The sequence below is a fragment of the Aerococcus sp. UMB1112A genome, from assembly GCF_030230715.1.
Classification (GTDB): domain Bacteria; phylum Bacillota; class Bacilli; order Lactobacillales; family Aerococcaceae; genus Aerococcus.
In genome coordinates this window covers 76318-101356 of the sequence record NZ_JASPDS010000008.1, presented here as the reverse complement: position 1 = coordinate 101356, position 25039 = coordinate 76318, and the positions used below count along the sequence as shown (strand labels likewise).

Genomic DNA, 25039 nt, shown 5'->3' with positions numbered 1-25039 from the left:
TATATCTGAAAAACAGAAATAGCTCGAAGATAAATCCGTCGATTTACCTTCGAGCTAATCTTAGTATGTTTGGGTTCAGGCTAGCAGAAATAGCTCCTCTTCACAAAGAGTCGCCGAAGACTTACAGTCTTCTCTGACTCTTTGCTCCAGAGGTCTATTTCTCCCGCTAGCCTTCACACCCTTTATAGTCGGGTTCGAGGATGCAGAAAGGGCTCCTCTTCGCAAAAAGGCCATCGAAGGCTTGAGCCTTCTCTGTCCTTTTACTCCAGAGGCCTATTTCTCCCGCATCCTCTCACCCCCTTACCTTTCAATATGATAAGGGTGATAGTCACTGGCGTCTGGGCCGAAGCGTTGGTAGAAGTCGTCGAGGAAGGCTGTTTGGATTTGGTCGGCAGGAGCTTTTTGGCAGGCTTGGAAGAAGGCGGCTAGGAGGTAGAAGGCGTAGTAGGGGACCCTGTGGCCGGCCTTGCTGTCGCTGATCATGTAGAGGGGGTGGTCTCCTTGGTGGTGGTCGAAGAATTCTTGGGTGAGGTTATAGGGGACGACGGCATCGTTGACGGCGTGCCAGAAGAAGATGGGACGGGCGCCGATGCAGTCCGCTGCTTGGCTCAGGTCGACTTGGGCCATTTGTGCAAGGATGGCTTGGACTTGGGCCTTTTCTTCGTCTGTGACCTCGATGGCTTCGGGGAAGTAGTTCCGGCAGAGGGCCCGGGCGTAGTTTTCCAGTTGGGGGGTGCCCATGAGTACACCGGCCTGGTCGATTTCGGGATAGGACCGGATTAGCATGCAGGTCGTGATGCCACCCATGGAGAGGCCAGAGACACTGAGGCTGATACCATCTAAGAGCCCCTGATCTTGATAGTAGGCCTTGATGAGGGGGAATTCCTGGACATTGCGCAAGAGGACTTGGAAGAAGTCGGCGGGCTCTAAGCGTTGGTCGAAGTCCACCCGCTCTCCGTGCCCATAAGCATCGGGCAAGAGGACCCGGAAGCCGCGTTGGACGAGTTCTACAGCCAGGGTGGCGCCTTGTTCCTTGGAATTGGTCCAGCCATGGTAGAAGATCACCAGGGGCAGGGCTTTATTTTCTTGGCCTTGGGGGCTATACTCATAGCAGGGAATTGCTTCGATCATTAGTTTACGAATCGTATACATGGAAAGACCTCCTTCATGTCTTGGTCTTAGTGTACGCTAAATTAAAATAAATTGCGACAGTTTAGGAGTTTATCATGCGTTTACAAGAATTTATCCAGCAGACTTGCCAGCTTTCCTCGCGACGAGCCCGGCAAAAAATTGCCCAAGGGCTCGTTAGCGTCGATGGTGACTGTGTGCGAAATGGCAATTACTTGGTGGATCCCGCCTGGCACCGGATCCAACTTGGCGGCCAGGACCTGCCTTCACACTTAGGCCACCAGAACTATCTCTTCTACAAGCCAGTTGGTCTGGTCAGTGCCCGCCGCGATGACCGCTATGCGACGATCTTTGACGCCCTGCCAGCCGAACTCCAGGACCTTAATTTATCCATTGTCGGTCGCTTAGACCGGGATGCCCAGGGTCTCATCCTCTTGACCAATAATGGTCAGCTGCATTATCTCTTGGAGAACCCGCGCTTCCAGATGGCGAAGACCTATCGGGTAAGGGTGAATGGACCCTTGGATGACCAGGACGTAGCGGCCTTTGCGGAGGGGATTATCTGGTCGGATGGCTATGTCTGCCAGCCTGCCCAGCTCCTGATAGAAGAAGTGGGCCGCCAAGCTTCCCAGGCTTGTTTGACCATCTATGAGGGCAAGCGCCACCAGATCAAGAAGATGTTCCTAGCCCGGGGCGTTAAAGTGACCCGGCTGGAGCGGCTAGCGATTGGCCCGCTCTCCCTCGACCGTCAGCCCCTCCAGGAAGGGCATTACCGTGAACTAACAGTGGGGGAAGTTAGTGATCTGAAGGCTTTGTTTAAGCGGGTCCAACGCTAGGCTTGAGCTTTCGGACCTCCTTAGTCAAGGCACTTGTCTCGCCAGGGTTGTGTGAGCGCTCACAATTTACTGTTCAAGTTCAGGGAAATATACTATAATGACAAGTGATGACGAAGATAAAGGAGAGAATTATGCGTATTCTACATGTCCAAGCCCAATTGCCTTCGAAGACAGGGAGTGGGGTTTACTTTAGCAATCTAATTAAGGGCTTAGCAGGGGAGATGGATCAAGCCTGTGTCTATGGGGCCTATCCTGGCTATGACTGGGATCTTCTCCCCGAGGACCGCCAGTATGTTCTGACCTTTCCCAACTCTTATTGCGACTTTCCTTTGCCCGGCATGAGCGATGTGATGCCTTATGAAAGTACGATTTATGGGGAAATGACGCCTGCTATGATCCGGCAGTGGAAGTATGCCTTCCTAGAAGTGCTGACCAAGGCCTATGCAGAATTTCAGCCGGATGTCATTCTCTGCCACCATCTTTGGTTCTTGACGGATATGGTGCGCCAATGGTTCCCAGAGGCTAAGATCTTTGCGATTTGCCACAATACTGACCTGCGTCAAGCCGACCACCATCCCCAGCTCGCCGCCCAGTATACCCGCCATATCAAGGACTTGGACCAGGTCTTTGCCTTGTCCAGCCAGCAGATCGACCGCATTGTGGCGACTTACGGCCTAGCGCCCGAGCAAATCGCTGTCCTAGGTGGGGGCTATGATGACAAGATCTTCTACTTCGAGGACCAGCAAGTGACCGAGCCCTTGCAGCTGCTCTATGCGGGAAAGATTGCTGAGGCCAAGGGAGTCTTTGCCCTAATTGAAGCCTTTACCCAGCAATTGAAGGACTGTCAAGACTTGCAGTTGCACTTAGTAGGCAACGGCAACCCAGAATCCTTGGCTAAGATGCATGAGCTCATCGCAGGCGATGCGCGGATCCACTACCAAGCTGCCGTCCCCCAAGACCACTTGGCCCAGCTTTTCCGCCAGGCAGCAGTCTTTATCTTACCGTCTTACTATGAAGGCCTGCCCCTAGTGGTTGTAGAGGCCATGGCTTGTGGCTGCTATACGGTGGTGGCCGACTTTCCAGCCTTGGTCGACCAGCTGGATGACCGCTTGAACCAGAGCGAATTGATCGAATATATCCACTTGCCAGGCTTGGTCAACCAGGATGAGCCCGTGGCCGAAGACTTACCGGCTTATTGTGAGGCTTTGGCCCAAGCGATTGTCCGTCAGGCTAACCGCTTCCGCCAAAAGCCCCAGCTTGCTGCTTCTTATAAAGAAGAGATCCGCAAGAATTCCTGGCCGGGTCTGGTTGACTATCTCTTGGACTTTTTAAAGCAGGCTTAAATTTGTGAAAAATAATTGTTTTGTTTCCCTGAAAACGGTATAATCATTTAGAGGAAACGCTTTCTGAGGAGGGATCTTTTTGCAAAAATATATTTATAATTTCAAAGAAGCTAATGGGAAGATGGTGGAGAGCCTCGGCGCTAAGGGGGCCAGCTTAGCTGAAATGACCAAGGAAGGTTTGAACGTTCCCAAGGGCTTCGTTATTTCTACCGCAGCTTGCCAGAATTACTTGTCCGGTAGCCAGCAAGGCCTGAGTCCTGCTATTGATGTGGAATTGGAGAACGCCATTAAGGACTTGGAGAAGCGGACCGGTAAGTCTTTCAATGATCCCAACCACCTACTTCTGGTCTCTATTCGTAGTGGGGCAGCCCACCATCTTCCTGAGAACCGCGAAAGTATACTGAACGTGGGTTTGAATGATAAGAACGTGGAACACCTTGCGCGGAGCACCAAGAACCGTCGTTTCGCCTATGATTGCTACCGTCGTCTCCTGCAAATGTACGGCCAGTCGATTTATGGGATTGACCGCGACTGCTTCCAGACCAAGTTAGATGAGGCCAAGGCTGACGAAGGTGTAGAACGGACCCAGGACTTGTCCTATAACCGCTTGCGCCTCCTCGTCAACCAATTCAAAGATGTCTACACGGAAGAAGTCGGCATTTCCTTCCCGCAGGTTGTTACCACCCAGATTGCTGACGCGATTAAGGCCATCTATAAGAATTGGGACTCTGATTACATGCGTGAGCAGAGAAATAAGCTCGACCTACCTGAGGACCTAGGCACTGCCGTGATCATCCAAGAGATGGTCTTCGGGAATGCAGGCGAAGAGTCAGGGACTGGTATCATTGTGGTCCACCAAGACCAAGACGAGAAGGACCTGGAAGGGGAATTCTTGCTCCGCGGTCAGGGGGAAGACGTGGTGATCGGCAGCGGGGAGCCCATGTCCTTAGCTGAAATGAAGGACTACTTCCCAGAAAACTACGACTACCTGGTTCAAGCTGTAGCAACCATGAAGACCTTCTACAATAAACTAGAAAACCTAGAATTTACCATTGAAGATGGACAAAGCTTTATTCTAGAAGCCCATGGTAAGTAAGCTTAGTGGATGAGACTGGATAGATTTCCGGTCTCTTTTTTTGTGGGTAAAAGGGTGCGGAGAGCGTCCCTTCTATGAGGGAGCAAGTTTCAAATGGAGGCTTTATTAGAGAGTAGGGAGTTGGCAACTTGCGAATGGGGCCTTCGTTAGCAAGTGGGGGGCTGAGAACTTGCGAATAGGCCTTCCATTAGCAAATAGGATGCTATCAACTTGCGAATGGCCCTTCTGTTAGCAAGTAGGATACTGGCAACTTGCCAACAAGGCCTCCGTTAGCAAGTTGTCCCTCTGCTAGACAAGCTGCCTCTACCCACCATAATGAAAACAAGCTAGCCCAGTTCTTGGCTAGCTTGTTGATCCTTATATTATATTTCTACCATTGATTGTACCGTGTTTTCCTTGAACTTGCTTTAGTAATCCACACTCCTGATCTTTGGGTGAAGCTTGATCGTTGCTAACCCACATTCCTAGGGTTTGGTTGTGGGGTGCATGCCAAGTCTCACACCCTTGTAGTTGGGTTCGAGGATGCAGAAAGGGCTCCTCTTCATAAAAGGACGTCGAAGGCTCGCAGCCTTCTCTGTCCTTTTACTCCAGAGCTTCCTTTCTCCCGCATCCTCTCACACCCTTGTAGTCGGGTTCGACTTGGCAGGCTTGGAGTGATTTCACAAGTAAGAAACGAGCGAATGCTTCGCTCTTTTTCTTACTTGTTCCAATCATCCAAGCCTAAGCGCCAAGTCTCACACCCTTTCATATACAATTTTTGTCGAGAATTCTGACTTTTGTAACGCTTACAAAATTAAATCTTTCAAATAATCAAGCAAAAGCATTCCAATTGAGGGGAGAATTTGCTAGGATTATTAAATAGAACGTGCTATTGTGCTTAATTTGGCACATTTGTTTGGGGGGGCAGAATTATGTCAAATCGGATTGGCGGCAAGCGGAAGATTGGGCTTGTGCCGCGACTTGTTATTGCTATTATTTTAGGGATTATTGTGGGACAATTAAGTTTTATTCCAGAAATTGTCTTTCGTATTTTTACTACCTTGTCAGCTATTTTTAGTTCTTTTTTGAATTTTATTATTCCTTTTATGATTCTGGGCTTCGTGGTGCGGGGGATTGCAGATCTCGCGCATGGAGCTGGGAAGCTGCTGGGGGTTACGGTTTTGACGGCCTATATCTCGACAGTGGTCGGTGGGCTTTTAGCTTATTTTGTTTCAGTTAACCTCTTTCCGCTCTTTATTAGCGAGGAATTGGTGGCTAACATTAGTCAGGCTGGGCCCGGTTTAGAGCCCATCTTCACCATTCCCCTGGAGCCTTTCTTCGATGTGACTGGCGCCATTATTTTTGCCTTCATTATGGGCTTGGGGATCTCCTGGCTGCGCGGTCATGGTCAAGGTCAGGCTCTCTATGAGATCTTTACGGATTTTGGGGATATTATTGTAAAAGTACTCAATACTATTATTATCCCGCTCTTGCCCTTCTATATCTTCGGTAATTTCGTGAACCTGAGCTACAGCGGCTCGGTCTTCTCGATCCTGAATGTCTTCTGGAAGGTCTTCCTGGTGGTGCTCGTCCTCCACTTCTTCTATGTAGGCTTGCTCTTCTTAATCGCAGGGACCTATGCCGGCAAGAGCCCGGTCATGTTGATCAAAAACCAGATTCCTGGCTATATGACCGCCCTGGGGACCCAATCTTCGGCAGCTACTCTGCCGGTTAACCTGAAGTGTGCAGCCAATAATGGGATTTCAGAAGATATTGCCAACTTCGTGGTGCCGCTGGGCTCAACGATTCATATTGCAGGTTCAATGATTACCATTACATCTTGTGCAACCACCCTGCTGCTCATGTATGACCTGCCCCATGACTTCTCGATTATGATTGGCTTTATCATGATGCTGGGCGTGGCTATGGTTGCGGCACCGGGCGCGCCAGGGGGTGCCATTATGTCGGCCCTGCCTTTCCTACCGATGATCAATATCACTAGCGAAATCATGAACCAGTTGATGATTTCCTTGTACATCACCCAGGACAGTTTCGGGACTGCAGCTAATGTGTCTGGCGATAATGCCATCGCTGTCTTCGTGGATAAATTCTACAAGGATCGTATTAAAAATAAATAACCAAGTAGCGTCAGTCTTCAGGATTTTTGAAGAGCTGGCGCTTTTTGTTTTTATTCCTAGGTAAAAAGTTGTCTTTTTATGAATAATTTGCTATTCTTAACTTATACTTGTGACAAAATATGCATATAAGGAGGAACTATGAAAGCAAGAATTAAAAAAGTGCTATCTTTTCTAGGGCTGGTGCTTTTTACCGTATTGGTAGCAGGAGCTTGTCAGTCGACGAGTGAGAGTGACCAGTCTTCGGAAGCTGATCAGGCAAGCACTGAATCGATTAGCCAGTCGACCAATGATAGTGACCAAGTGTTACGTGTTGTAACAACTTCTGAAAGATATACGCCATTCTTTGATAAATTTACGGAGGAGACAGGCATCCCAGTGGAATTCTTATCCATGTCCAGTGGTGAGGTGCTCTCGCGGATGGAAGCTGAGCAAGGCGAACCCATGGCGGATTTGTGGTTCGGTGGTGGGTTAGACGCCTTCATCTCTGCCAAGGATAAAGGACTCTTGGAACAATACCAGAGTGAGGCTGTAGAGACTCTGCCAGAAGCCTATCGCGATCCAGACGGTTATTGGTTGTCTAAGGGCCTTACAGTGGGCGGATTATTAGTCAATGACCAAGTGCTCGAGGAACTTGGAATTGAGAAGCCAACAACTTGGGAAGACTTAACCAAGCCCGAATACAAAGATGAAATTATCATGAGTGACCCTGCGGTATCGGGAACCATGTATGCTATCGTGAAAGGTCTCCTCGATCAAAAAGGAGAGTCTGACGGGTGGGCTTACTGGCAAGCTGTGGATGCTAATATTCCTTTCTACGGTAAGCGCGGGAAAGACCCCGAGGAAAAAACGGCAGCCGGTGAATTTGCGATCGGGATTGTCCCAATTGATGCGTCAAGCTTTGAAACGGCTGAGAAGAATGGACTAAGCGCAATCTATCCAACAGACGGTATCCCTTGGGTACCAGAAGGGGTAGCCATCTTTAAGGGTGCAGCTAATGCCGATGCTGCTAAATCCTTTATTGATTTCATGCTAAAACCTGAAAATCTTTCTGAACTATCTAAATTGGATGGTAAGGACACAGCTCAAACGGTTAATCCAAACGAGGTTGAAGCTTTAGACTTAGGCTTAGAGACCAATGACCTCATTGAACAAGACCTCAGCACATTTGGTTCTGCACGTGATCAAATTCTTGAAAAATGGGCAGAAATGACCAAGGGTAAAGAGAGTAAATAGACCTTATGATTCAAAGGAGTGGGGCTTAGAACTCACTCCTTATTTTAATGGAGGTAGTCATGCTTATGGCTAAATGGACAAAAAATTTACTAGCTAGTTTACTCGCAATTAGCCTCATCATTTTTATTTTATGGCCAGTTTTAGCGGTCTTTATTTCGGCTTTTCAAGTGGGAGAAACGAGCTTCTCCTTGCAACCTTTTTGGGCTTATCTGCAGGGGCATAGGGATTTGATCAAGCAGTCGCTAGGGGTGAGTCTGACTGTGATGCTTTTAACCACTGCCCTCGCCCTCAGTTTAGCCTTATATTATGTCGGGGCACCATTAAAAATACAAAAGCTTTTACGCTTTTTCTTGTTACTAAGCTTAATTTCTCCTCCTTTTATTTCATCACTTGCTTACATTAACCTCTTTGGTCGGAGAGGCTTGATTACCTATGATTTATTAGGCCTTCGTCTGGATCCATATGGTTTTTGGGGGATCGTGTCGATGGAGACTTTGGGTTTTATTTCCTTTTCGACATTGTTATTGATCAATGCCCTTCAAGCTTTGGACCAGGAAATGATTGAAAGTAGCCGATCTTTAGGTGCTTCTGTGACCCAGCTAATGGCGACTGTCTTACTTCCCATGATTCGCTCGAGTATCATTGTGGTGATGCTTTTAACTTTTATTCGTAGTCTGGCGGATTTCTCGACGCCGACTATTATTGGGGGGAATTATTCTGTTCTCGCGACCGAGGCCTATCTTCAGATGATTGCTTATGGAAATCCGGAGAAGGCGGCGCTGATTAATGTGATTATTATCTTACCGGCTTGCCTTGCTTTTTATTTTTACTTAAAAGAGAATAATCGTCAGTTAAGCAGTAGCAAGGTTACCAGAGAAGGACGTTTGTTTACAGCTACAAAGAGTAAAACTTATATGGGGTTAGGTTTATTAACTTGGTTAGTCTTGCTCCTCTTGTTGGCTCAATATGGTTCGATTGTCTATCTTGCTATCACAGATAAGATTAAGGGAGAAAGCTATTTTACCCTATCTGCTTTTAGAGAAGTACTGCCTTACTTAGAGGATAGTTTGCTTCGAACGCTGGTCTATGCTTTAATCTCTGCATTAGTTGCTGTTCTGCTCTCTTCGCTACTAGCTTACCTAGAGCACATACAAAATCAAAGTTATTTCAAAGCTATGGACCTTGTGTCGATGCTGCCCTATATTATTCCCGGTTCATTCTTTGGTTTAGGTTATATTCTCGCTTTTTCGGGGAAACCTTTAGCTTTAACAGGAACGGCAGCTATTGTTGTCCTGAATATGACCTTTAAATTAATGCCCCTTAGCACTAAGATCATGGGTACCGCTGCTGTAGGTATGGATCCTAGTATTTTTGAAGCCAGCCAGGACCTTGGGGGGCACTGGTACCAGGATTATCTAAGGCTCTTTCTGCCTTTAAGTAAGCGGGCGGGTCAGTTGGCCTTGGTGAATGGCTTTATCTCGTCGATGACCACTTTTGGCTCGATTATTTTCTTAGTCTACCCTGGGCAAAAAGTGCTGACGCTCGTTCTCTTTGATATTATTGGCTCGGGCAAATATCGACTAGCTTCTGCTCTTTCCTGTATTCTGATGGGCATTTGTATCGTTTTTGCAGGGCTTACCTTTACTTTAGGGGATCGAAAGGAGTATGGACATGCTATTAACCGTTAAGAATTTAAGTAAATCATTTGGCAAGCAGCAGGTTTTGAATGACATAAGTTTTGATTTGAAAGAAGGCAGTCTGCTAGCTGTTCTGGGCCCGAGTGGTTGTGGCAAGACGACCTTATTACGTTGCCTAGCTGGTTTTGAGCAGGTCGACCAGGGTGAAATTTCCTTAGATGGCCAGGATATGCTCAATCTGCCAGCCCAAGATCGGCCCATTAGTACGGTCTTTCAATCGTTTGGTCTTTTTCCCCATCTCAATGTAGCCGATAATATTACTTACGGCTTACGCATCGCAGGGGTTCGTAAGCCAGAACGTCAGGAGCGGGTGGCGGCGATAGCGAAGACAGTCGGATTGACTCAGTATCTTCAAGCCCGTATTCAGGACTTGAGTGGCGGCCAGCAGCAGCGGGTAGCCCTAGCGAGGAGTCTTGTGATTGCCCCACGTTTATTGCTTTTGGATGAGCCTTTTTCGAGTTTAGACCGCCGGTTGCGCTTAGCCATGCGTGAAGAAGTCAAAGATATCCAGAGACAAACAGGTGTGACCACTATTTTAGTTACCCACGACCAAGAGGAGGCCTTCGCTATGGCTGACCGGATCCTCTTATTGGACGCAGGGCGGATTCAACAGATAGGAAGGGGACCAGACTTATATGAAGAGCCTGAGAATTCATTCGTCTTGGATTTTATCGGTCAGGTCAATCATTTAAAGGATGGCAGCTATGTTAGACCTGAAGCCATTCACTTATCCGCGACAGCTCAAGCTAATTACAGGGAAGCGGTGGTGGTTGAACGCCACTACTATGGACCGGCGCGTTCTTATCTACTTGCAGGAGAGTCTGATCGGTTATGGGTGCAAGTGCTGGCAGCCGATGATCCTGAACTCCAAGTCGGCGATAAGGTCTATTATTATATGCAGCCTCAGAGCCTAAGCCGATAGCAATATAAAAATCCTCATGCCCACCCTTCGAACAGGGTCAGGCATGAGGCCATTTTTATATTAAGAGGCTTGGCTGAACTGGGCATTGTAGAGGGCGTAGTAGAAGCCCTGCTTGGCCATGAGTTCGTCATGGTTGCCTTTCTCAATGATGCGACCGGCGTCGAGGACGATGATCTGGTCAGCATCTTGGATGGTGGAGAGGCGGTGGGCAATGACGAAGCTGGTCCGCCCTTTGAGCAGCTTGTCAGTGGCTTGTTGGATGAGCTTTTCGGTCCGGGTGTCAATATTGGAGGTGGCTTCATCCAGGATGAGGATGTCGGGGGTTGCCACCAAGGCCCGGGCGATAGTGATCAGCTGGCGCTGGCCTTGGGAGATGTTGGAGGCATCTTCGTTGATGATGGTGTCATAGCCATCGGGGAGCTTCTTCACGAAGTCATCGACGTGAGCGGTTTTGGCTGCGGAGTAGACTTCTTCAGGCTCAGGGACCCGTCCCTGGGCTCCGTAGGCAATGTTGTCGTAGATGCTACCGCGGAAGAGCCAGGTGTCTTGGAGGACCATGCCCATCTGATGACGGACCTCATCGCGGCTGTAGTCCCGGATGTCGACGCCATCAATGCGAATGCTCCCGTCATTTACCTCATAGAAGCGTTCCAAAAGGTTGATCAGGGTGGTCTTCCCAGCTCCAGTTGGTCCCACAATGGCAACCATCTGTCCTGGCTCTACATCGAGGCGGAAGTCTTTGAGGATCATTTGGTCAGGATCGTAGCCGAATTGAACATCCTGGAAGCTCACCTTATAGTCGCTTTCTTGGGGAGTCAGGCCTGATTCCACGATCTCCATATCGTCTAACTCTAGGAATTCAAAGATCCGTTCCGCTGAAGCCAGGGTGGATTGAATCTGGTTGACGATGGACGATAATTGAGAAACGGGTTGGAAGAGTTGGGGGTTGTACTGCATCAAGGCTTGGACATTCCCCAGGGACATATGACCGTTGACGACTGATACTCCGCCGACAAGGGCGATCAGGACATAGCCCACATTCCGGATAAAGTTAACGGAAGGGAACATGATCCCTGAGATGAATTGAGCTTTCTGTGAGGTATTGTAGTAACTTTCAGTTTCTTCTTCGAATTTTTCCAGTTTATGCTTCTGTTGGTTAAAAGCCTTGATTTCGATTTGGCCATTGTAGTCTTCTTCAATCAGACCGTTGATGGACCCTTGGAGCCGCTGTTGGTTAGCGAAGAGCCGCTGGGAGATGGGGGTGATGAAGGAGACCATCACAATAGTCAAGGCGACGGCCCCGAGCATCATCCCACCAATACGAGGGCTGATGGAGACGATCATGATAGCCACACCGATGAAGAGGGTGGTGGACATGATGGCCTGGGAGATATTTTGTTGCAGGGTGGCTGCGATATTTTCGATATCGTTGATGGCCCGGCTGAGAATCTCACCATTTGGCGTTTGGTCTAGGGTAGAGATGGGCAGGCGGTTGAGCTTGTCGCGCATGGCCTGGCGCAATTCGGAAATGGTCCCTTGAACGGCCTTACTGAGCAGGAAGTTCTGCAGGTAGCGGCTCAGCCCAGTTAGTAGGTAGAGGATGGCTACTTTGATGAGGATACTAACAATTCCCTCAAAATCAATGACATAGCGCATCTGACCGTCGACTTCTTGCAGGCCTTGGCTCACCCCGTCAGCAATCAGAGTGGTCGCTCCCCCGAGAATTTTCGGAGCGAAGATTTCCGTTACTGAGGCGAAGACGGAGAAGAAGATCACGGCAAAGAAGGTATACTTGTATCTGCCGAGAAAACGAATCAGCTTACGCAAGGCACTAAAAGTAGATCTTGGTTTCACTTCTTTACTCATTAGTCACTTACCTCCTTTAATTGGGATTGAACGATGGAACGGTAGATCGGGGTATCTTCTTGCAGGCTCTCGTGGCTGCCGGTTCCCGCGATGCTGCCGTTGTCGTTGAGAACAATAATCAAGTCAGCGTCGGAAATGGTGCTGACACGTTGGGCAATAATCAAGTTGATGGTTTGGTCATCTAGGTTCTTCAAGGCTTGGCGCAGGTTGGCGTCCGTCTTGGCATCCAAAGCCGAGAAAGAGTCGTCGAAGACATTGACCGGCGATTGCTTGATCAAAGCCCGGGCAATACAGAGCCGCTGTTTCTGGCCTCCTGAGAAGTTCGAACCGCCTTGTTCGACGCGCCGGTCCAGCTGGTCAGAGAAGCTGGAAACAAAGTCCGCAGCTTGGGCAATCTCAAGGGCCCGCCAGATTTCTTCATCTGTGGCATCAGATTTACCGGCTAACATATTCGAGCGGATGGTGCCCCGGAAGAGGTTGGCCTTCTGTGGCACATAGGCGATGTAGCGGCGCAGGCTGTTGAGGTTGATGTCTTCGAGCAAGTGGCCGTTAATGCGGATCTCGCCGGACGACCGGTCGTAGAAGCGCAGGAGCAAGTTGGCGATGGTCGACTTACCAGACCCTGTCCCACCAATAATCCCCAGGGTCATACCTGGCGTCAGATGGAAGTCGATGTCGTCGAGGACATTGGATTCGGCCCCATCATAGGCGAAGTGGACATGGTTGAAGTCGATCTGTCCAGCTTCATCCAGGGAGAGGACTTGGCCACCGTTCTCAGGTGAGTGGATCTTCTCAGGCGCTTCCAACACCTGGTTCACCCGTTCTGCTGAGACTTGGGCCCGGGGAATCAGGACGAACATCAAACCGATAAACATGAAGGAGACCCCTATGATCGCCGTATAAGAGATAAAGGAGAGGATCACTCCCATGTCCAAGGATTGGATGGCCGTTAAACGCCCGCCATACCAAACCAGGAAGACAGTCGTCAGGTTGAGAGTCGTCATCATGACGGGAATTAAGAAGGCCAGGCGAACTTGGGCGCCGATAGCGGTCTGCCGGTAGTCGTCGTTAGCTTCCTGGAAACGGTCGGATTCATACGCATTCTTATTGAAGGCCCGGATAACCCGAACCCCTGTCAGCCCTTCGCGGAAGATCAAGTTCATCCGGTCCACTTTCTTCTGCATGGAGCGGAAGAGGGGGGAGGCGGTGTAGATCACAATTCCGATAGCGATGGCGATGATAGGGATAGTGGCCAGGTAGGTTTGGCTCATTTGCGGACTAGCTTGGTAGGCCATGGTGATACTGGCAATCAGCATGGCGGGGGAAAGCAAGAACATCCGCAGAACCATCATGGTAGTCAATTCGATCTGTACAATGTCAGAGGATGACCGCGTGATGAGGGAGGCGTTCCCGAATTCATCGTAGGTATCCTTGGACAAGCGTTGCACCTTGGCATAGAGGGCATTGCGAAGGTCGCGTCCCAGTCCTTGTGAAGCCTTGGAAGCAAACCAGATATTGGCCAGGGCAGAACCCACAATGAGCAGGGTCATGATAAACATTTGCCCGGCAATGCCCCAGATGGCATCGAAGTTACCCTGGGCTACCCCGTCATTAATCAAGCGTGCGGTCAAGGTAGGCAGGAGTAATTCCGTTATTCCCTGCATGAAGGCAAAGAAGACGCTGAGGATAATCAGCGATTTGGGCACACGTTTTAAGAGTTTAAGCATGAATGATCACCTTTCTTTCTATTTTTTACAAATTGATCGCGTTGATCCGTTAAGACTTGCAATACTTTGGCCCGGTCCTGGCTAGATAAGTCGGAACAGAGCTCAGCTTCTAAATCTTTAAAAATCCCATTAATCTTCTCAACTTGCTCATGGCCGCTAGCGGTCAAAAAGATTTGCTTTTGCCGGCTATTATCTGACGCGGTTTGCCGATAAAGATAGCCACGATCTTCTAAAACATTCAAAATGTTACTGATCGTGGCCTCGTGTTTGCCGAGATAGGTCGCCAGTGAACGCTGGATAGGCCCGGCCTCCCGGTAGATATAATGGAGGGTCTGGGCCTGGATCGGGTTGAGGTCAACTTCCTTTAAGCGTTCGAAGAGGTATTTCTTCTGTAGGTTTGCTAATTGAAAGATTAAATGGGAAATGGTTAAGGCATCTTTAGTCACCTGTCCATCTCCTTTTAAAATTATGTTGATATGTGCTACTTATCCATCATAACGGATTATACTTGTAAATACAAGTGGTTTGATTTAAATCTTAAAATTTACACAATACTTACCGAAAACAGGCCGAAACTTTACAATCTTTGGCTATAATGAGCTAAAGGGCGGCATTCTGAAAAATCGAATGTTGCTCTCTTTGTTTTTATAGAGCTGTGCTGTGAGCATGCGCTTCGCTTTTGAATTTGGGCCTTGAAGAGCCATGGCACCGGCTCGAGCCTTGGTCTCTCGCCTAGCAAGCTTCAAAGGGCTAGTACGGCTAGCGCCTACTATCCCTAATTCACATTGCTTGCTTTTCATGGCTAAGGCCCAACTTCAACGCTCCACTCCTGCTCATAAGGACATTGTAAAGTAAGCACTATTATCAAAAAAATAAAGAATTCTATTTAAATAATAGAGAAAGAGAGGCAGTGTCAATGTAAATGGTGTTGTTAAAGAGGGTTCTGCCATTTAAGCTGGGCCCTTTTTTTGCGGGATGGTGCTGATGACCATGCGTTCCGCTTTTGAATTTGGGCCTTGAATGTATAGAGGATCAACACGGCTGAAGCCGCCTTGTACTTTATCCGTAAGTCGCTAAAGCTCCAACGGCTAAAGCATAGCACCAGCTCGAGCAGCTTCATCTCTAAGTCGCTTCGCTCCTGCTCAAAACAAAATTTCAAGCTGCTTTTTGTACGGACTTTGCTAGTGGTGATGCAGGAGCTGTGCTGTGAGCATGCGCTTCGCTTTTGCTCAAAATTGGCTGATAAAGGGCTATTCTTTTCTTACTCGTCATCCATCTTAAAAATAGAAAATCGCTCTTTTTTGGTGAAATAATGATAAAATAGAGTTAAATTAAAGGAGGATGATTCTTATGACAGAAACTGGTAAAGATCCAAATTGTGGCTACTGTGTCCAAGGCGAGCCGCTCGCTCAATTCGGCTATTTAGTAGGCGAGTTGCCCCATAGCCTGGTGATTATCTTCAAGGAGCAGTCCCATCCTGGCCGCTTGATTGTGGCTTACAAGGAACATGTCAGTGAATTGGTGGATATTTCTGATGAAGACCGTGATGCTTACTTCGCTGAGATTGCCCAAGTGGCTAAGGTCATGCACCAAGTCTACAAGCCAGACAAGATTAACTACGGCGCTTATGGGGATGGTGGGTCCCATCTCCACTTCCACCTAGTGCCTAAGTATGAAGGCGAAGTGGAATGGGGGACGCCATTTGCGATGAACTTGGACCAAAAATACTTGTCAGATGATGAGTATGAGGCGATGGCAGAAGACTTGCGCCAAGCATTGGCTTTATAAGCTGATTTAGTGCGCTAAGATCAAAAGAAGGCAGTGAATGAAGGGATAAACCTCCATTCACTGCCTTTTATTTTGTTTTTACCAGCATTTATTGTGCTTGGCTATGAAACTTATACGGGCTTAGTCTTTCTTGTCTTCTTCTGAATTTTCTTGGTGGACGGCATCGAGGATGGAGACGCGTTGGCGGTCTTCTTCGAGGACCTTGAATTGCCAGTCGCCGACGCTGAAGCGGTCGCCTTTTTCTGGGAGCTTGCCAATGTGGTGGACCACAAAGCCGTTGACAGTATGGAAGAGTTCGGGCTCTTCTAGGGGTAGGTTGAGGATTGGCATGGCCTTGTCGATGGCACAGCCCCCGCTGAATTGATAGTGTTCTTGGGGGATAAGCACGTCGATATCATTGAAGACCACGTCATCTTCGTCCCAGATCTCGCCAACCAATTCTTCTAGGACGTCTTCCATAGTGGCAATCCCCATGACGCCTCCGTGTTCGTCGCGGACAACAGCCATATGAACCTTCTGCTTCTGCATCTTGCGCAGGAGGTTGGCTAATTTGATCGAAGGGGGAATGAAGAGGACATCAGAGAGAATGCTTTGGAGGACCACTTTTTGCCCACGCTCACGCTTGGCCCGCAGGTAGCGGTTGAAGTCCCGCTCGTGGAGGGCACCTAGGACATTATCGATATTCTCGTCATAAATCACCAAGCGCGAATAAGGATGTTCCATGAAGGCCTGGTCAATGCTTTCGTCGCTGTCATGGATGTCCGCGGCAACCAGGTCAATCCGAGGGGTTAGAATAGAAGAAACGGTCCGGTCGTCGAAGTTAATGGCGGCCTTGACCAAGCGCTGTTCATCGTATTCAATCGAGCCACCCACCCGGGCTTCGTCCACCAGGGAAAGCAATTCTTCCTCGCTGATTCCTTCCTGGCTTTCGATGGGGATGATGCGTTGGACGAGCTTCTGCCAGAGATTAATCAACCAAACAAGAGGCGTCATTAGCCACATGACCACCCGCAAAATAGGGGTTGAGAACTTGGCAAATTGTTCCGGCATCAATTTGGCAATTAGTTTGGGTGTGATCTCTGAGCAGAGCAGGAGGATCACCGTTGTCGCAATGGTCGAAATGCTCGCCCCATAGCGCGGGAACCAGACCAAGAGAACCACCGTTGCGATAGCAGACGCCCCGATATTCACAATGTTATTGCCAATCAAGATCGTCGATAATAAGGATTCAAAGTCTTCTTGTAAATTGAGGGTTTGTTGGGCTCGCTTATCGCCATTCTCCGCCTCATTCTGCAAGCGAATCCGATTCAAAGATGTAAAAGCTGTCTCCGAAGCAGAAAAATAAGCGGATAAAATCACACATAAGATAAATAAGGCGATCGACCCGACGTAACTCTCATCCATTCTGAAATTCCTCCTATAAATTGTAAGATAAACACTACCCGAGCCCCAGTCGAAAAGGGGGCTTAGATAGTGTTTGTTTAAGTGTATACTAGTCTAGGTTTATTGTATCATGAAATTATGGGAAAACCTATTTATGGGAAGTAAAGAAATTATAAAATAAATTCAGATGAATAAATCAGAGTTAAAAATAAATAAAAGAAAGTGAAAGAAATAACTTGAAAGTGGATGAACTTTCGTCTACAATATAAATTAGGAGGACAAGAAATGTTAGCACAGGAGCGTTTGGGCCGGATAGCTGATTATCTGAAGCTTGGACAATCAGCGACCGTTAAGGAATTAGCCCAAGAGTTTGGAGTATCAGAAGTAACGATTCGAAAGGACTTAAATGAACTCGAAAGCAAAGGCTTGATTGAGAAGGTCTTCGGCGGTGCCATCTGGTTAGGGCCTGATCAGTTGATTCGTACCGAGATCAAACCGGATGTGAAGCAAGATACCCGCCAAGAAGATAAAGCCCGCTTAGTGGAAGAAGTTTTAGAAAATATTTCACTTGGCGATAGTCTCTTCTTAGATAATGGAACAACCAACCGTTTGTTAGTCGCAAAATGTCGCCAGTATTATGACGTTTTAACAATCATTACTTGTGATTTAACCATTGCCCTTGAAGCGACCCAAGCCCCTAATTATCGGGTGATTCTATTAGCGGGGGAATTATCCAACCTATCGAAAACAAGCCGCGATTTTGCTGCAGTCGATCGTTTACGTTCCTACCGTGTAGACACGGCGATTATGGGTTGCGATTCTTTCTCTAAAGAAGGGGTCTATACGACTTCAAATGAGAAGGCGGCCCTCAAGTCCTCGGCATTAGAAATCGCCAACCATCGTATCTTACTGGCAACAGGCGAAAAAAGTCGCCGGCGCAGCCTCTTGCGTTATGCGCCTATGACAGACTTCGATAAGTTGTACACCAGTCAGGATGCTGATTTGGATGGTTTGCATGATATCAGTCACTTAGAAATCAAAATTTGTTAAGGAGTGTATGATAATGACTAAAGAATACGTTGTACTAACTATGGGCGACCCAGCAGGCATTGGGCCTGAAATTGTCTGTAAGTCTTTTGCCAAAGAGGGGGTCTTCGCTGAGGCCAATGTAGCGGTGGTAGGCGATGCCGATATCCTAAAATTAGCAGATGAAATTTGCCAGACTGGCTTGACCATCCATCCGATTAATTCCTTTGAAGAAGGCAAGTATGAGCCAGGTACCCTGGATGTTTTTGATCTCGATAATGTCAATATGGATACCTTCGAGTGGGGCAAGGTATCTGCCGAATGTGGCCAGGCTTCTTACGATTACATCAAGAAAGCCTACGAATTGGCCAAAGATGGGCAGGCAGCCGCTATGGTAACGACAACGATCAACAAGGAGTCATTATCTGAAGCAGGAATTAAACAACTCGGTCACACCGATATTCTTCAGGACCTAACTGGTGTTGATGAGCCCTTGACCATGTTCGAAGTCAAAGGCCTACGCGTGACCTTCTATTCTAAACATGTGTCTCTAAAAGAAGCCTGCGACTTAATTTCTAAGGAAGGCATCAAGCACTACACTAAACGAACCATGGACGCTCTAAAAACCTTGGGGGTTGAAGATCCGTCTGTTGCGATTGCCGGTTTAAATCCCCACTGTGGGGACGGGGGCCTCTTCGGGACGGAAGAAATTGACTCTATTATTCCTGCCGTGGAAGAAATGCAGGCTGAAGGGATCAAAGTTTACGGCCCAATCGGAGCTGATTCCGTCTTCCACCAAGCTCTAATGGGTAAGTATGATGGGGTACTTTCTCTTTATCATGACCAAGGTCATATCGCGACGAAGATGGTTGACTTTGACCGGACCATTTCCATTACCCATGGTTTGCCTTTCTTAAGAACATCAGTTGACCACGGGACGGCCTTCGATATTGCGGGGACTGGTGTAGCTGATGAGATCAGCTTGGATGAAGCGATTCGTCTAGCCTGCCACTATTCGGGACGCTTCAAAGCTGCACATGAGCAAGTTTAAATGATTATAAAAGGATGGGCCGAGGTCTTTACCCAGGGACCATCCTTTTCTATTCCAATAAAATATAAACGCTTTAATTCTAAGGGGGATATTTATGCGGACTTTAATTATTGCGGACGATATGACGGGGGCCAATGTCTCCAATTCATCGCTCGCTAAAAACGGCTATAAAGTTGGAACAATTAATAATGCCAATTATATTGCAGACTATGAAAACTATGACGCTTTAGGAGTTCATACGGATTCACGGGGCATGGAAGCTGAAGCGGCCTACCAAGCTGTGGTGGACAAAATGAAATCTGTCCAGGGGCTCCAGGTCGACTTCTACAATAAACGGATCGATTCCACCATGCGCGGCAACTGTGGAGCTGAGCTGGATGCGATTTTAGACCAGGTCGACGAGGATACCCTGGCAATAGTCGTGGCTTCTTATCCTGATTCAGGAAAGATTGTTATCGGAAATTACATGCTGGTGGATGGGGTGCCATTAGAACTCACAGATGTGCGGAACGATCCAACAGCACCCGTTGATTCTTCCAAAATTTCAACAATCTTTAGAGAACAGACCGACCGTGAAATTGGCGTGATTACCGTTGAAACCATCATGCAGGGTCAGGAAGCCATTACAGACACCATGCTGGCTCTCAAGGACAATGGGGCAGAGATTATTGTCGTCGATGCCTTTACGAATGAAGATATTGAGACCATCGCCCAAGCTACTCTGGCTATGGATCTGCCCTTTGTTGCTGTGGATCCCGGTCCCTTTACTTATTACTTGGTCAAGAATTCAAGCCAGGATACAGGCGTGAAGACCAAACAGAAGATGCTCTTTACCATTGGTTCGGTTTCGACCATCGCTATTGCCCAGATCGCCCGCTTCCGGGCAGAGCTAGCGCCCTATGTGGTGAAGATCCAAGCCGAGGACTTGCTCTATGATGGCCCGGACCAAGCAGAGATTGACCGGGTGAAGAATAAAGTCCTCCAACACTTAGACGATAATCAGATGTTCCTTGTCGCCACCATGATGCAGAAGGAAGACAAGCTGGACCTCAAAGCGGCAGCCCAGAAAGCTGGTCTGACTGTCCGCCAGGCTTCCGAACGTATCAGCGATAAGGTCGCAGAGATTGGCTCACAGATTGCCCTAGCCATGGGCGACCAGCTCGGGGGCGTCTATACTTCAGGCGGGGATATCACCAAGGCCTTCTTAGAGAAGACAGGAACCACCGGCATCCAAATTAAAGATGAAGTCATTCCCCTGGCGGTCTATGGGACCATTATGGGCGGCGACTTAGACCATAAGAGTATTATTACCAAGGGTGGTCTCATTGGCGACGAATACACCCTCTATGAATGTGCCGATTTCTTAGCGACCAAGATTGCCAGCAATTACTATGTAGAAGAAGGTGTTCACCATGTCAGCTAGTACACAGATTATCCTCGCCTTAATCTTTGCCATGGTCCTCTTGATCTTCATGCTCACTAAGACCAAGATCCACGTCTTTCTCGCTTTGATTATTACGAGTTTACTCACGGGTATCCTTGGTGGCATGGACCCCATTGAAACCGTCAATACGATTAAGGAAGGTTTCGGGACCACCCTAGGGAACTTAGGGATCCTCATTAGTTTCGGTGTCATGATGGGGAAATTACTAGAAAAATCGGGAGCCGCTGAGCGAATTGCCCGCAGTTTCCTCAAAGTTTTCGGTAATGGTAAGGAAGAAATGGCCGTTAATGTCACGGGTTATATCACCTCCATGTCCATCTTCTGTGTGCCCGGTTTCGTCATCCTCTTCCCTCTGCTCAAGGTGATCTCCCGTGCTAAACGCAAGTCCATTGTCTCTTTAGCCATTGCGACAGCAGGTGGCCTTGTTCTCACCCACTCCATTGTGGTTCCAGCGACGGGGCCGATTGGGACAGCGGGGATCTTTGGGGCTGACCTCGCTCAGATGATGTTCTGGGGGATTGTGATTACCATTCCCATGGCGATTGCCCTTGTAATCTACGCCCGCTATATGGGCAAGCAGATCTACCGCCTGCCCGATGAAAGTGGAGAAGGCTGGCTTGAAGGCGACCAAGCCCGTGCTTTAACGGGTCAAGAAATTGCCGAAGAACAGACCGACCAGCAAGAACTGCCAGGGACTTTAGTTTCCTTTGCTCCCATTATTGTGCCCATCCTCTTGATTCTCGCCGGCACCTTTGCGAGCCAGGCAGAATCAAGCTCCTTCTTCATCCAAAGTATTGCCTTCCTAGGCCAACCGGTCTGTGCCCTAGGGATCAGTTTGCTCATAGCTATTATCTTCCTCAGCCGGTCCATGACCCGGGACCAAGCCTTGGCCTTCATGGACGAAGGGATTGCAGGCGGGGCTAAGATCCTCCTGATTGTAGGAGCTGGTGGCGCTCTAGGAACGATTGTAAATGCTTCTGGCGCTGGGGATGTGATTGCCAATTATATTGCCGGCACCTCAATTCCACCAATCTTATTGCCGTTGATCATTTCGACTTTAGTACGTTTCATCCAAGGCTCAGGGAATGTGGCAGCTATGACCGCCGCTTCGATTACGGCTCCTATCATGGCCACTCTAGGTGTGAGCCCCGTCTTTGCTGCCCTGGCCGCTTGTGTGGGTTCCATGTTCTTCTCCTACTTCAATGATTCTTACTTCTGGACCATTAATGAATTAATCGGTAATGAGAAGGTCAAGGACCAGATCCGCACTTGGTCTATCCCGACCACCATCTGTTGGGCAATCGGGGCCGTGATGATCCTTGTCCTAAATGCTTTCTTTGGCTAAGAATACAACCACCTGAGCATGAAAAAGTCAGGTGGTTTTTCTTTTTAATGATAATTTTTTATCATTGCCACCACTAGAAAGGAATATTTCTCCGGTTCTTTGAAAGAGGGGAGGATTCTCCAAGTCTTCCCTACCCATCCCTCCTCCTAGCCTATATAATAGGTAGAGAGGTGATAATATGCGAAAGATACGAATGATTCTACTGGCTCTAGTCTGTGTGTTGGTTCTCGGGGGCTGTCAATCGAGGCAGAAGGACCAGGAGACTTATAAGATTGGGGTAGCGACGGACCGGGCGGCGGAGATTTTCCGCCATGTGGGCGACCGTTTGGAGAAGGAAGAGGGCATTAAGATCGAACCAGTTGTTTTCAGCGATTTTGTCCAACCCAATGTGGCCCTAGCGGAAGGAGATATTGCGGCCAATGCCTACCAATATGCGCCCTTCCTGGCAGACTTTAACCAGTCCCAGCAGACAGACCTGGTTCCCCTGGGCTATTTATCTGTTGAACCGATGGGGATCTGGGCTAGTTCGGGGATTGAGAGCCTGGACCAGGTGCCGGAAAGGGCGCGGATTGCGGTGACCAATGATCCCATCAATACGGGCAATGCCCTCATCCAGCTAGAGAAGGCGGGGCTTTTGACCCTCAAAGATTCAGCTGGACCTGTACCGACTAAGGAAGATATCGCGAGCAATCCCAAAAAGCTAGACTTTGTCGAGATGGACGGGAGCCAGGTGCCAAGAGCTTTGGGAGACACAGAGTTGATCTTGACCGGGGTAACCATCGCCAGTGAAGCTGGCTTGGACAAGGAAGCGGCCATTTACTTCGAAGATACGATCAATACGTCCAAACTTTTCCGTTTGAACTTCGTCGTCCGCCGCGAGAACTTAGATGATCCCATCCTAAGAAAGATTCTCGACTATTACCAGACTGATGATACTGTCCGCTATGCCCAAGAAACCGGCTCAGGCACCTTCTATCCCGGCTGGGGGCCAGGCGAAGATGCGGCCAAGGATTACGAAGATTTCGTCCAAGCAAGCTCTTAATATAAGCCCATTAACGAGGCCTAGCCGCTCTGGCTAGGCCTTTAATAGTAACTGCAAAATATTTTCATTGAGCCCTTACATAAATTTAGTTATTGTTTGAATATAGCTTAATAATATGATAAGTTTTTCTTAAAAGGAGGAAGAAGTCATGCTAAAAATTGCGGTATTTATTAAAGATCCTGTTTTCAGGGAAAAACTTGTTGAGATAATTAAAGGCTATATTATGATTAACGCTTGGGACATCGAAATTACAGTACAAGAAGATGTTATAGAAAATTTTTTAACAAACTGCTCTAAAGAAGCATTATCTTCTTCCCTTTATTTTTTTGATTTAGATGCTGTAGATACTCTATCCGGACAATTGGACTTATTAATAAAAGTTAGAAAACAGGACCCACATGGCTATATTGTCTGTATGGGGGAAGATGATAGTAATCTAGATAAGATCATTAAGCATCATATAGAACCTTTAGATTTTATTTTAAAATCAGGTTCAGAGATAGATGTGAAACAGTATTATGGATGTTTAGAGAGCTATTACTTAAGGCAATTTGATGGGGAGGATACAGAAAGAGAACCAGTTTACCTAAAAACATTAGATCAAGTCATTTTTTTACACCCCGCACAAGTCTTATTTTTTGAAACATCAGATCGATCGCGGAAAATCAAGTGTCATTTTATTGAAAATAAAGAAGAAAGAATTGTCGAATTTACAGGAAAATTGAAAGATATTGAAACATGGTCTAAGCATTTTTTTCGGACACATCGGTCTTATGTGGTTAACTTAAATTATATCCACAGTTACCAAGAAGAGAATAAGCTGATTAAGTTAGTAAATGATGTATGGATTCCTATTAGTTATAAGAATCTGGGTCATTTGAAAAATATTTTTGACGATAGGGATATATTATAAGGAGACTAAGTAAACGATCAGTGCATGGGCAAATTTTAGTTAAAAATTTGCCCATGCACTTTTAAGTAACTAGGGTAAAGAGGCTTTTAATGAAATTAAGTGCAAGTTTTATGGCTTATGATGTAGTGGAATTCTATTCCAGCTAGTTCACTGCAAGATATAGCTGTTCACTGCATTTATAATAATAAGTTAACTGTTCGTGATACTATATAGGTGAAGAGGGAAAGCGCTTTAGAATCTTCAATATAAACTTATTGTATGTAAATTTAAGGAAGTGAGAATTTATGGATTCCATTTTCAAATTGTTTAAGAATTTATTCTCTAAGCAAGAGATTAATCTAGGTGTTTTTAGCTTCGGCTATAATGGAGAGAACCGGACCTGGTAGAGTTTACTCATAAGTATACTTATTAAAAAGGTGGCTTTCCTAAAATATGTAACAATATTAATAGGGAAAGCCGCCTTATTTTATTATAAAAAATAATTAAGGATCTAAAGAATTATGGATAAAATTAAAAAATGGGAAACGATCTTTCTATGTTTTTCTTTGATTGCTTTAGCTGGTTTAGGCTATATAGTAGCGAATCTTATTTCTTTTTATAATGAGTTATCCCATCCAGTAAGTCTTATTATATTGTTTCTTCTTGGTGGACTGACTTTTGTCCTTTTGCCTTACAAGCTGATGGGGCATTTATTATCAGATGAAAGTGGTCAGACACTTAAATTTAGAAAAGTTAGTTATTTAGTATTTATGCTAGGACTTATAGCAATTGCTTTGATTTTTGAATTTGATCTTGCTGATGTGATGCATGCTATTATCATTGCCAGTTTTGAAGAGTTTCTTTTTAGGTATGTCATATACACTTTGTTATCTTATAAATTTTCGCATAGGAGTTCTCTGATCTTAACAGCTTTTATCTTTGGTTTTTTCTTGCACCTCAATGGAGATTTCTTGACTAATGCCTTGGTTCGTTTTCCAGCAGGCATTGTTTTACAAATCTTATGCAATCGCTTTGGTTTAGAGTATAGCATTTTATTACACGCCTTAAATAATATTATTGCAGGTTTAGTATAGAAAGGTTTA

At 47.1% G+C, this 25039-nt stretch carries 20 protein-coding genes; 15 read left to right on the top strand and 5 right to left on the bottom strand.

The window, feature by feature from the left end:
* Positions 1-300: 300 nt before the first annotated feature.
* Entirely contained in the window at positions 301-1152 is an 852-nt protein-coding gene (locus QP860_RS06210) for a serine aminopeptidase domain-containing protein (RefSeq protein WP_070618383.1), read from the bottom strand.
* A gap of 74 nt (positions 1153-1226) precedes the next feature.
* Between QP860_RS06210 and QP860_RS06205 the strand changes: the two genes are divergently transcribed.
* The 7 genes from QP860_RS06205 (at position 1227) to QP860_RS06175 (ending at position 10372) form a co-directional block, all read left to right on the top strand.
* Positions 1227-1964, top strand: a complete 738-nt coding sequence (locus QP860_RS06205) for a pseudouridine synthase (protein ID WP_284911247.1) — start codon at positions 1227-1229, stop codon at positions 1962-1964.
* Positions 1965-2095: 131 nt separating this feature from the next.
* Positions 2096-3307, top strand: a complete 1212-nt coding sequence (locus QP860_RS06200; protein ID WP_284912396.1) for a glycosyltransferase family 4 protein — start codon at positions 2096-2098, stop codon at positions 3305-3307.
* A 79-nt stretch (positions 3308-3386) separates the two neighbouring features.
* Positions 3387-4403, top strand: a complete 1017-nt coding sequence (locus QP860_RS06195; protein WP_070618373.1) for a PEP/pyruvate-binding domain-containing protein — start codon at positions 3387-3389, stop codon at positions 4401-4403.
* Positions 4404-5314: 911 nt separating this feature from the next.
* A complete protein-coding gene (locus tag QP860_RS06190) occupies positions 5315-6520 on the top strand; it encodes a dicarboxylate/amino acid:cation symporter (protein ID WP_284912395.1) in 1206 nt (401 codons plus the stop codon).
* A 138-nt stretch (positions 6521-6658) separates the two neighbouring features.
* Positions 6659-7753, top strand: coding sequence for an ABC transporter substrate-binding protein (locus QP860_RS06185; RefSeq protein ID WP_284912394.1), 1095 nt, complete (start codon positions 6659-6661; stop codon positions 7751-7753).
* A gap of 65 nt (positions 7754-7818) precedes the next feature.
* Positions 7819-9441, top strand: coding sequence for an ABC transporter permease (locus QP860_RS06180; protein WP_284912393.1), 1623 nt, complete (start codon positions 7819-7821; stop codon positions 9439-9441).
* On the top strand, positions 9425-10372 hold the full coding sequence (locus QP860_RS06175; RefSeq protein WP_284912392.1) for an ABC transporter ATP-binding protein: 948 nt from the start codon (positions 9425-9427) through the stop codon (positions 10370-10372). The genes QP860_RS06180 and QP860_RS06175 overlap by 17 nt, the downstream gene beginning before the upstream one ends.
* Before the next feature lie 60 nt (positions 10373-10432).
* On the opposite strand, the gene QP860_RS06170 is transcribed toward QP860_RS06175, so the two are convergent.
* Genes QP860_RS06170 through QP860_RS06160 form a run of 3 tightly spaced genes read right to left on the bottom strand, consistent with a single transcriptional unit; the run spans position 10433 to position 14411 of the window.
* On the bottom strand, positions 10433-12238 hold the full coding sequence (locus QP860_RS06170) for an ABC transporter ATP-binding protein (RefSeq protein WP_284912391.1): 1806 nt from the start codon (positions 12236-12238) through the stop codon (positions 10433-10435).
* Positions 12238-13965 carry an ABC transporter ATP-binding protein gene (locus QP860_RS06165; RefSeq protein ID WP_284912390.1) on the bottom strand — a complete coding sequence of 576 codons (1728 nt, stop codon included), beginning with the start codon at positions 13963-13965 and terminating at the stop codon, positions 12238-12240. Before QP860_RS06165 ends, QP860_RS06170 begins: the two co-directional genes overlap by 1 nt.
* A complete protein-coding gene (locus QP860_RS06160) occupies positions 13950-14411 on the bottom strand; it encodes a MarR family winged helix-turn-helix transcriptional regulator (protein WP_070618364.1) in 462 nt (153 codons plus the stop codon). Before QP860_RS06160 ends, QP860_RS06165 begins: the two co-directional genes overlap by 16 nt.
* Positions 14412-15315: 904 nt before the next feature.
* Here QP860_RS06160 and QP860_RS06155 point away from each other — a divergent pair.
* Positions 15316-15753 (top strand): HIT family protein, encoded by a 438-nt coding sequence (locus tag QP860_RS06155; RefSeq protein WP_284912389.1) that lies wholly within the window; start codon positions 15316-15318, stop codon positions 15751-15753.
* A gap of 120 nt (positions 15754-15873) precedes the next feature.
* Here QP860_RS06155 and QP860_RS06150 read toward each other — a convergent pair whose 3' ends face one another.
* The gene (locus QP860_RS06150; RefSeq protein WP_070618359.1) at positions 15874-17157 is read right to left on the bottom strand and encodes an HlyC/CorC family transporter; all 1284 of its coding nucleotides are present in this window, start codon (positions 17155-17157) and stop codon (positions 15874-15876) included.
* A gap of 264 nt (positions 17158-17421) precedes the next feature.
* Between QP860_RS06150 and QP860_RS06145 the strand changes: the two genes are divergently transcribed.
* The 7 genes from QP860_RS06145 (at position 17422) to QP860_RS06115 (ending at position 25030) form a co-directional block, all read left to right on the top strand.
* Positions 17422-18186, top strand: coding sequence for a DeoR/GlpR family DNA-binding transcription regulator (locus tag QP860_RS06145; RefSeq protein ID WP_284912388.1), 765 nt, complete (start codon positions 17422-17424; stop codon positions 18184-18186).
* Positions 18187-18199: 13 nt separating this feature from the next.
* Entirely contained in the window at positions 18200-19213 is a 1014-nt protein-coding gene (pdxA, locus tag QP860_RS06140; protein ID WP_284911236.1) for a 4-hydroxythreonine-4-phosphate dehydrogenase PdxA, read from the top strand.
* Between the two features lie 94 nt (positions 19214-19307).
* The gene (locus QP860_RS06135; RefSeq protein WP_284912387.1) at positions 19308-20636 is read left to right on the top strand and encodes a four-carbon acid sugar kinase family protein; all 1329 of its coding nucleotides are present in this window, start codon (positions 19308-19310) and stop codon (positions 20634-20636) included.
* Positions 20626-22002, top strand: coding sequence for a GntP family permease (locus QP860_RS06130; protein ID WP_284912386.1), 1377 nt, complete (start codon positions 20626-20628; stop codon positions 22000-22002). The genes QP860_RS06135 and QP860_RS06130 overlap by 11 nt, the downstream gene beginning before the upstream one ends.
* Before the next feature lie 178 nt (positions 22003-22180).
* Positions 22181-23044 carry a MetQ/NlpA family ABC transporter substrate-binding protein gene (locus QP860_RS06125; protein WP_284912385.1) on the top strand — a complete coding sequence of 288 codons (864 nt, stop codon included), beginning with the start codon at positions 22181-22183 and terminating at the stop codon, positions 23042-23044.
* Positions 23045-23192: 148 nt separating this feature from the next.
* A complete protein-coding gene (locus QP860_RS06120; protein ID WP_284912384.1) occupies positions 23193-23957 on the top strand; it encodes a LytTR family transcriptional regulator DNA-binding domain-containing protein in 765 nt (254 codons plus the stop codon).
* A 500-nt stretch (positions 23958-24457) separates the two neighbouring features.
* Positions 24458-25030: a CPBP family intramembrane glutamic endopeptidase gene (locus QP860_RS06115; protein WP_284912383.1), complete on the top strand. Its 573-nt coding sequence runs from the start codon at positions 24458-24460 to the stop codon at positions 25028-25030.
* The last annotated feature ends 9 nt before the right edge of the window (positions 25031-25039 follow it).